Here is an 8,333-nt window from a genome sequence, read left to right as displayed (position 1 = left end):
CGGCTTCGGCTTCGGCTTCGGCTTCGGCTTCGGCTTCGGCTTCGGCTTCGGCTTCGGCTTCGGCTTCGGCTTCGGCTTCGGCTTCGGCTTCGGCTTCGGCTTCGGCTTCGGCTTCGGAAACAGGCTTTTCTACAGGCTCAACGTCGTCAACCGGTGTTTCTTCGGTGGCCGTAACAGCATCGGTTACCTCGTCGACCTTGGGGTCATCCACCGGCTTTTGATCGGTTTTCTTACTACCAGCCAACGCAATATTCCCCTTATCGAATCCGAAATGACCTGAACTACAGACCCAACTAAGTTAATCTGTGGCCTCGTCGCCCTCAACCCGCAACGCATGTTTCACAAGCTTTTTAATGGCTTTCCGCATTTTCTTCGGAGTCGGTTCCTTGGCAATCTTCAGACGCTCATAGCCCAAGGAATAAAGGGGTTCAGCCGTCGCAGCGCTGATGGCAGCCAGCATCAAAGGCGCTGATCCATGCCAAATGTCGGCAAAATGTCGCGCTGTTCGGGGCGAAAAAATAGGGGCTAAGACCGGCGCTTTTCCCAACGCGGCGGCCTCGGCTTCGGATGTCAGCGGTAACAATCGCTGCTGATACACGGGCAGTTCGCGCACGGTCAGGCCGGATTCGGTCAACCGCTCGGCAACATTTCCGCGCGTATGCTCTCCGCGCAGGTGAAGAAGCGGGCTGTCGGGTCTGGCTTGCAGCAGGGCCGCAACCAGTTCTTCGGCGGTCTGGCCCACCATCTGCGCCTGCCACCCCGCACCTTTGGCCGTTCCGGTGGTCGCAGGACCAACGCAGTAAGCAGGCAGATCACGATCCACGCCCATGGACGCCGCGGCATTGACCGCGTTGGCCGACGTGAAAATCAACCCGCGCACATCCGTGTCGTTTGCCTGAACCGGCAAGGGCTTGATTTCGAGGATCGGGGAATAGATGACCTGAACCCGTGACCTGACCCGGGTTGGCAATTGCGCAACGAACCTTTCCGAGGCGGCGCGAGGGCGGGTCATCAACAAATACAACGGCGGTGCCCTTGGCCTTGGGATTGTTTGCATCCGCGCAGGGTGATACCCCGCTTTGCAATCAAGGTGTAACGGATCAGGCCAATGGTGCAAACACTTACTGTCCTCGGGCTGGAAAGCAGTTGTGACGACACAGCCGCCGCAGTCGTGCGCCAACGTGATGGTGCCGGGGCCGAGGTGCTGTCATCAGTTGTCTATGGCCAGACAGATCTGCACAGCGCATATGGCGGTGTCGTCCCCGAGATCGCCGCCCGCGCCCATGCCGAAAAGCTGGATACCTGCGTGTTGCAGGCGCTCGAATCCGCGGGAATGACCCTGAAGGACGTCGACGCCGTTGCCGTGACCGCCGGTCCGGGTCTGATCGGCGGGGTCATGTCCGGGGTCATGTGCGCCAAGGGCATCAGCGCGGCAACCGGCCTGCCCCTGATCGGAGTGAACCATCTGGCCGGTCACGCGCTGACACCGCGGATGACAGACGGGATCGCGTTTCCGTATCTGATGCTGCTCGTGTCGGGTGGGCATTGTCAGTATCTGATCGCCCATGGCCCGGAAAAGTTCACGCGGCTTGGCGGTACGATTGACGATGCACCCGGCGAAGCGTTCGACAAAACCGCGCGGCTTCTGGGCCTGCCGCAGCCCGGCGGCCCTTCGGTCGAAGCCGAAGCGCGGACAGGTGACCCGAAACGGTTCCGCTTTCCCCGGCCTTTGCTGGATCGGCCCGGCTGCGACCTGTCCTTTTCTGGCTTGAAAACGGCCCTTATGCGTATGCGCGACCAGATCGCCGCGGAAAAAGGTGGGTTGACCCGACAGGATCGGGCAGACCTATGCGCCGGATTTCAACAGGCGGTCGTGGACACGCTGGCCGAGAAAACCCGCAGGGCCATTGACCTTTACCTGCAACAAAGCCCACCTGACCCCGTTATCGCCGTTGCGGGCGGGGTCGCGGCCAATTCTGCCATTCGGTCCGCGTTAGAGACTGTTGCGGTCGAAAACGGCGCCCGCTTTACCGCGCCTCCGCTGCGCTTTTGCACCGACAACGCTGCAATGATCGCCTATGCCGGGATTGAACGATTTCGCACCGGTGCCCGCGATGGTCTGGACCTGACCGCGCGTTCGCGCTGGCCTCTGGACCAAACCAGCCCTGCCATGCTGGGCAGCGGTAAGAAAGGTGCCAAGGCATGAGTATTTCGGTTCTTGGGTCTGGTGCCTTTGGGACAGCGCTGGCGATTTCGTTAGCCGGGAACGGGCCAGTCACACTTTGGGCGCGCGACGTGGATCAAGCGCGTTTGATGCAAAGAGACCGCGAAAACGCGGCGCGTCTGCCGAATGTGCCGTTGCCCAGCGCAATCACCATTACCTCTGACATCGCAGAGGCGGCGCAGAACGAGATTCTGCTGATTTCCGTGCCCATGCAGAAACTGCGCGGGGCCCTATTGGACCATGCCGCTGTGGTGTCGGGAAAGACCTTGGTCGCTTGCTGCAAAGGTATTGAATTATCGACAGGGCTTGGGCCGATCTCGGTCATTCAGCAGGCCATCCCAGATGCGCGCCCTGCCCTGTTGACCGGTCCGAGTTTCGCCGACGATATCGCGCGCGGCTTGCCGACGGCCCTGACACTGGCCAGTGCCAACCACGAACTAAGCCAAACCCTGCAACACGCCCTGACAACATCCAACCTGCGCCTGTATCGCACGACGGACGTTACCGGGGCCGAACTGGGCGGGGCATTGAAAAACGTGATGGCCATCGGATGCGGGGCCGCCATCGGTGCGGGGCTTGGGGACAGCGCCCGTGCCGCGCTATTGACGCGGGGCTTTGCTGAAATGCAGCGATTTGCGCTTATGCGCGGCGCGCAAGTCGACACGCTGATGGGGCTGTCCGGTCTGGGCGATCTGGTCCTGACCTGCTCGTCCGAATTGTCCAGAAACTACCGTTTTGGCCTGTCTTTGGGTCGAAATCTGCCTTTTGACACAGCGACCACCGTGGAAGGCGTCGCCACCGCACGCGCGATGTCCGACATCGCGATACAAGAAGGGCTGGATATGCCCATAAGCGCAACAGTGGCGGACCTGAGCCGTGGCGCCTACAGTGTACCCGAGGCCATTCAATCCCTGCTAAACCGACCCCTGAAGGAGGAATAATATGCTCATTGCCCTTATCGCCCGCGACAAGGACGGCGCACTGCAAACCCGTCTGGACAACCGCGCCGCGCATCTCGGCTATATCGAGGAAACCGGCGTTGTCGCACAGGCTGGGCCTTTGCTGGACGGGGACGCGATGATCGGTTCGTTGATCATTCTCGAGGTCGAGGACATGGCCGCCGCCCAAGCCTGGGCCGACAATGACCCCTATGCCAAGGCCGGTCTGTTCCAGTCCGTTGACCTGATCGCCTGGAAAAAGGTCGTGGGCTGATGGCATATTGGCTGTTCAAATCCGAGCCATCGACCTGGAGCTGGGACCAGCAGGTTGCCAAAGGGGACGCAGGTGAAGAATGGGACGGCGTGCGCAACTATCAGGCGCGCAATTTCATGCGGCAGATGGCGGTCGGCGACAGGGGGTTCTTCTACCACTCGCAAAAAGACAAGGCGATCGTCGGCATCGTCGAGGTCTGCGCCGAGGCCCATCCCGACAGCACCACGGATGACGACCGCTGGGAGTGTGTGGACATCAAGGCGGTGCGGCCGTTCACGACACAGGTGACCCTGGACGATATCAAAGCGGATGAGCGTTTGGGCGAAATGGTATTGGTCAAGAACTCTCGACTGTCCGTTCAACCGGTCACCGAGGCGGAATGGCAGGTGATCTGCGATCTGGGTCAAACGCAAGCGGACTAATAAAGGGAAGGCTCTGACGGATGCAGAACCTTCCCTACCCCGCGTGCTCCCTACTCACCACACGCGTATGGAAATGTCTGGTTCTGACCGTCCTGGTCACACCCTGACACTAGCCGAAGTGCGGGGCTGGGTTCAAACCTCAAATATCTAAAATTTAAGTCGCCCTTTTGGTACGGCGGGCGCGACCGTGTCGCGGAAACTTATCCGTAAACAGACTCTTTCCCGAAATGCTTGGTCAGCATGTAATAAACGACCGCGCGATATTTATTGCGCTCGGACGTGCCGTAGGTTTCCAGAACCTTGTTGATGCCTTCCATCAATTCGGGGCCATCGGACAGGCCCAGTTTCTTGACCAGAAAGTTGTTCTTGACCGTTTCAAGCTCACCTTCCTGGGTGGCCGCTACCGTTGACGCGTCAGCGTCATAGATGGCCGGGCCGCAGCCGATGGTGACTTTGGTCAGCAAATCCATGTCCGCGTCCATGCCGCATTTGGATTTCAGGTCCTCTGCATACTTGGCGATCAGCTCATCGCGTTTTCCCATGGTCGTCTCCTGAATTGGGTAGATTTCAAATTCCCCATCACCCCAATCACGGTAATGGGCAGGGGGATTTGCACAAAGGGAAAAATCACCGGCTTTCCCCCCAAAAGGCAGTCCGGTCTTGATTTCAACTCATCCTTTATTTAACATTTAAGTTAAATTTATAAATCGGGAGTTTGCCATGACCGTTTCCTTGCCCAACGAAAGCCCCGCATATCGAGAAGCGCGCAACCGACTGCTGGCCGCCGAAGTGGAATTGCGCGCCAAGATAGAAAACGTCGCCAATCTGCGCCGCCAACTTCCATCGGGCGGCCAGATCCCACAGGACTACGCGTTTCGAAACCTTCAGGGCGGTGAGGCGCCTCTGTCCTCGCTCTTTGGCGAACATGACACGCTTGCCATTTATTCGCTGATGTATGGCCCAAATGCAGAGTTGCCCTGCCCGATGTGTTCGGCCTTTCTGGACGGGTTGAACGGGCAGATTGCTCACCTTTCAAAAAAGATCAGCTTTGCGGTGGTTGCCCAGAACACGCCGGAAAAACTGGCGGCACTGCAAGCAAAAATGGAATGGCACGACCTGCCGCTTTATTCCGCGCTGGGCACCGAATATCAGAGAGACTATCTGGCCGAGGCCGAAGACGGAAGCCAATTGCCCATCCTGAACGTCTTTCGACTCACGCAAGACGGGATTTGCCATTTCTGGAGTTCCGAACTTTTCTTCCAGCCCAGTGACTGGCACCCACGGCACGTAGATTCCGCATGGCCGCTTTGGAATATTCTGGACCTGACGCCCGAGGGTCGCGGCGATTTCTTTCCAGCCTTGCGCTGAGTATCAGGCACAAAAAAACGGCGGCCTGACAGACCGCCGTTTCACTTCCGTTTTTCGCCAAAATCAATAGCGGTAATGCTCCGGCTTGTACGGGCCTTCGGGTTTTACACCGATATACGCGGCCTGCTCGCTGTCCATCTGAGTCAGCTTCACACCGATACGGTCCAGATGCAGCCGGGCGACTTTTTCGTCCAAGTGCTTAGGCAGGATGTAAACCTTATTCTCGTACTCATCACCCTTGGTGAACAGCTCGATCTGCGCCAGCACCTGATTGGTGAAGGACGCCGACATCACGAACGAGGGGTGACCGGTGGCGTTGCCGAGGTTCAGCAGACGGCCTTCGGACAGCAGGATAAGACGATTGCCCGAGGGCATCTCGATCATGTCCACCTGTTCCTTGATGTTGGTCCATTTGTGGTTCTTCAGGCTGGCCACCTGAATTTCATTGTCGAAGTGGCCGATGTTGCCAACGATGGCCATGTCCTTCATCTCGCGCATATGCTCGATGCGGATCACATCCTTGTTGCCGGTGGTGGTGATGAAGATATCCGCGCTGGCAACTTCGTCTTCCAGCAAGGTGACTTCGAACCCGTCCATCGCGGCCTGCAGCGCGCAGATCGGGTCAACTTCGGTCACTTTCACACGGGCGCCTGCACCACGCAGCGAGGCCGCCGAGCCTTTGCCCACGTCGCCGTACCCGCAAACCACAGCAACCTTACCCGCCATCATGGTGTCGGTGGCGCGGCGGATACCGTCGACCAGCGATTCCTTACAGCCGTATTTGTTGTCAAATTTCGACTTGGTGACCGAGTCATTGACGTTAATCGCCGGGAACGGCAGGTGGCCGTCTTTGACCAGTTGATACAGACGGTTCACACCGGTGGTGGTTTCCTCGGACACGCCTTGGATCTGATCGCGCATCTTGGTGAACCAGCCCGGGCTTGCGGCCATACGCTTGGCGATCTGCTTCTTGATCACCTCTTCCTCTTCCGAACCGGGAACAGGGATAATGTCCTCACCGGCTTCGGCGCGGGCTCCCAGCAGGATATACAGCGTCGCGTCGCCGCCATCGTCCAGGATCATGTTCGGGCCTTCGTCGAACAGGAAGGACTTGTCCAGATAATCCCAATGCTCTTCCAGCGTCTGGCCCTTGATGGCGAAAACAGGAATGCCAGCCTCGGCAATCGCGGCGGCGGCATGGTCCTGGGTAGAGAAGATGTTGCACGACGCCCAGCGCACATCCGCGCCAAGTGCTGTCAGCGTTTCAATCAGAACGGCTGTTTGGATGGTCATGTGCAGCGATCCAACGATCCGCGCACCTGACAGAGGTTTGCTGTCGCCGTATTCCGCGCGCAGGGACATCAGCCCCGGCATCTCGGTTTCGGCAATATCCAGCTCTTTGCGGCCGAACCCGGCCAGTGAAATGTCTTTGACGATATAGTCCCCGGCCATCAGGTACTCCATTCCGGTAAATCTTGGTCCGGGTTGCCCCTAACATCCCTTTCGAGACGTGGCAACGCAGATGGCCGGAAACGGGATTTATAACGCCATACTCAGCTTGGCGTGCCGTCTACCTTGATCTTGGGAATGGCTTCGAAAAAGTCGGTGCCAACAGAGACGATGCAACTGACGCCATTTGCATGCGTCACCAGAACGGTAAAGCTTCCCGTTTCCTCGGAGGTCCAGACCTCCATCACCGATTGCGCGCCGCGCGATTTCTGCAATCCGCCAAAGGCCAGCTGTTCCGAATAGCTGTCCTGTAGCTTGGCGATCACGTGTTCACGCTGCGCACAGGTGTTTTGCTGGGCAAATACAGGGGGCGCAGTGGCGGCCATTCCAAAGGCCAGTGCAATTCCAAACAAACGCTTGAACATAGCAAGCTCCTTTCGATACGTGTTACGATCGAGAGGGGCACACCGGGAGGAGCATGCGCCCCCCTCGGTACTAGATGTCGGTATCACCGCGCACTTGTTCAAAGCACGATCGCTCAAGAAAAAGTTGGCAGCTGGTGATCTTGACAGGTAAACCATACCACAAAACCGCAGCGCAATCGCCGCTGTTGAAATCGGGCATGGTATAATGGCAACACAACCCAGAGCATGGCAGAGAATGCTGTCCGGTCGCAGGCTGGATCTGCTGGACCCGACGCCGGTCGACATTGAAATCGAGGATATCGCGCACGGTCTGGCATTTGTGGCGCGCTGGAACGGTCAGACCGCCGGGGATTTTGCCTATTCGGTTGCCGAACACTCCCTGCTGGTCGAGGCGCTTTTTCGCCGGATCGCCCCCAAAGCGCCCGTCAAATGGCAGCTTGCCGCTTTGTTACACGATGCGCCAGAATACGTGATTGGCGACATGATTTCGCCAGTCAAATCCGCGGTTGGCCCGGATTATGGCGCGCTGGACGACCGGTTGGCGGCAGCGATCCACATCCGGTTCGGCCTGCCCGCCGCAGTGCCCAAAACGATCAAGCGCCAGATCAAGAAGGCCGACAAGATCAGCGCCTGGATGGAAGCCACGCAGATCGCCGGATTTTCCGAAACCGAGGCGACCAAGTTCTTTGGTCGCCCAGATAAGACAGTGATGGAGGGGCTTGAGATCGTTTTACGCCCACCGGTCGAGGTGCGGCGGGCGTATTCGGACCGGCATGCGGCCCTGCTCAGTCAGCTTTAGCCGAATACGAAGAAACACAGCTTGTTTCCATCCGGGTCGCGCACATACGACCCGTAGAAACGGTCAGGCACACGTTGACCGGGCTCACCTTCATCAGTTGCGCCCAGGCTGATGGCCTTGTCGTACAACGCCTTGCTTTCCTCTTTGGACTGAGCGGCAAAAGCGACCATGCTGCCATTGCCCACCGAGCACTCGCCACCGTCATAGGGTTCGCAAACAGCCAGCATCGGCTCACCAGGTTTGCTGCCGATAAAGGCAATACGCCCTGCGTCGATAATCACCTTCGCGTCACGATCCGAAAAAAGGTCGGTATAAAATTTCTTTGCGCGCTCCATATCCGAGACGCCGATGGTCACATAGCCGATCATAAGGTGTTCCTATCTAGTAACTGATTTTTCAAAGGCGAAACTCACCAAAGAGGTGAAAGGGATCAA

The 8,333-nt window shown here is 58.2% G+C and carries 11 protein-coding genes and 1 pseudogene; 6 read left to right on the top strand and 6 right to left on the bottom strand.

Annotated features, from left to right (window positions below; all coding sequences use genetic code 11):
* Together ACR0MS_RS08545 and ACR0MS_RS08540 are read right to left on the bottom strand one after the other, a co-directional pair.
* A pseudogene (locus ACR0MS_RS08545) lies at window positions 1–244 on the bottom strand (hypothetical protein); the annotation flags it as partial.
* Window positions 245–298: 54 nt separating this feature from the next.
* Complete coding sequence (locus ACR0MS_RS08540) at window positions 299–1,012, bottom strand: uroporphyrinogen-III synthase (protein WP_480570901.1); 714 nt, start codon at window positions 1,010–1,012, stop codon at window positions 299–301.
* Between the two features lie 96 nt (window positions 1,013–1,108).
* Between ACR0MS_RS08540 and tsaD the strand changes: the two genes are divergently transcribed.
* Genes tsaD through ACR0MS_RS08520 form a run of 4 tightly spaced genes read left to right on the top strand, consistent with a single transcriptional unit; the run spans window position 1,109 to window position 3,858 of the window.
* A complete protein-coding gene (gene tsaD, locus ACR0MS_RS08535) occupies window positions 1,109–2,206 on the top strand; it encodes a tRNA (adenosine(37)-N6)-threonylcarbamoyltransferase complex transferase subunit TsaD (protein ID WP_480570904.1) in 1,098 nt (365 codons plus the stop codon).
* Window positions 2,203–3,165, top strand: a complete 963-nt coding sequence (locus ACR0MS_RS08530) for an NAD(P)H-dependent glycerol-3-phosphate dehydrogenase (RefSeq protein WP_480570907.1) — start codon at window positions 2,203–2,205, stop codon at window positions 3,163–3,165. The genes tsaD and ACR0MS_RS08530 overlap by 4 nt, the downstream gene beginning before the upstream one ends.
* A gap of 1 nt (window position 3,166) precedes the next feature.
* Complete coding sequence (locus ACR0MS_RS08525) at window positions 3,167–3,436, top strand: YciI family protein (protein WP_170386865.1); 270 nt, start codon at window positions 3,167–3,169, stop codon at window positions 3,434–3,436.
* Complete coding sequence (locus ACR0MS_RS08520; protein ID WP_480570910.1) at window positions 3,436–3,858, top strand: EVE domain-containing protein; 423 nt, start codon at window positions 3,436–3,438, stop codon at window positions 3,856–3,858. The genes ACR0MS_RS08525 and ACR0MS_RS08520 overlap by 1 nt, the downstream gene beginning before the upstream one ends.
* Before the next feature lie 200 nt (window positions 3,859–4,058).
* Here ACR0MS_RS08520 and ACR0MS_RS08515 read toward each other — a convergent pair whose 3' ends face one another.
* Entirely contained in the window at window positions 4,059–4,400 is a 342-nt protein-coding gene (locus ACR0MS_RS08515; RefSeq protein WP_480570913.1) for a DUF2853 family protein, read from the bottom strand.
* Window positions 4,401–4,578: 178 nt separating this feature from the next.
* On the opposite strand from ACR0MS_RS08515, the gene ACR0MS_RS08510 reads away from it, so the two are divergent.
* Window positions 4,579–5,226, top strand: a complete 648-nt coding sequence (locus tag ACR0MS_RS08510) for a DUF899 family protein (protein WP_480570917.1) — start codon at window positions 4,579–4,581, stop codon at window positions 5,224–5,226.
* 63 nt (window positions 5,227–5,289) lie between these two features.
* On the opposite strand, the gene ahcY is transcribed toward ACR0MS_RS08510, so the two are convergent.
* Both ahcY and ACR0MS_RS08500 read right to left on the bottom strand, forming a co-directional pair.
* A complete protein-coding gene (gene ahcY, locus ACR0MS_RS08505; protein ID WP_480571940.1) occupies window positions 5,290–6,678 on the bottom strand; it encodes an adenosylhomocysteinase in 1,389 nt (462 codons plus the stop codon).
* A 101-nt stretch (window positions 6,679–6,779) separates the two neighbouring features.
* Window positions 6,780–7,100, bottom strand: a complete 321-nt coding sequence (locus ACR0MS_RS08500) for a hypothetical protein (RefSeq protein ID WP_480570921.1) — start codon at window positions 7,098–7,100, stop codon at window positions 6,780–6,782.
* Window positions 7,101–7,305: 205 nt separating this feature from the next.
* On the opposite strand from ACR0MS_RS08500, the gene ACR0MS_RS08495 reads away from it, so the two are divergent.
* Window positions 7,306–7,899 (top strand): HD domain-containing protein, encoded by a 594-nt coding sequence (locus ACR0MS_RS08495; RefSeq protein ID WP_480570923.1) that lies wholly within the window; start codon window positions 7,306–7,308, stop codon window positions 7,897–7,899.
* On the opposite strand, the gene ACR0MS_RS08490 is transcribed toward ACR0MS_RS08495, so the two are convergent.
* The gene (locus ACR0MS_RS08490; protein WP_171124018.1) at window positions 7,896–8,267 is read right to left on the bottom strand and encodes a VOC family protein; all 372 of its coding nucleotides are present in this window, start codon (window positions 8,265–8,267) and stop codon (window positions 7,896–7,898) included. The genes ACR0MS_RS08495 and ACR0MS_RS08490 overlap by 4 nt on opposite strands.
* Window positions 8,268–8,333: the final 66 nt, after the last annotated feature.

This window comes from Ruegeria sp. CJ2 (assembly GCF_056536745.1).
The sequence above is the reverse complement of the archived record's forward strand: the minus strand, read 5'-3'. Positions and strand labels throughout refer to the sequence as shown.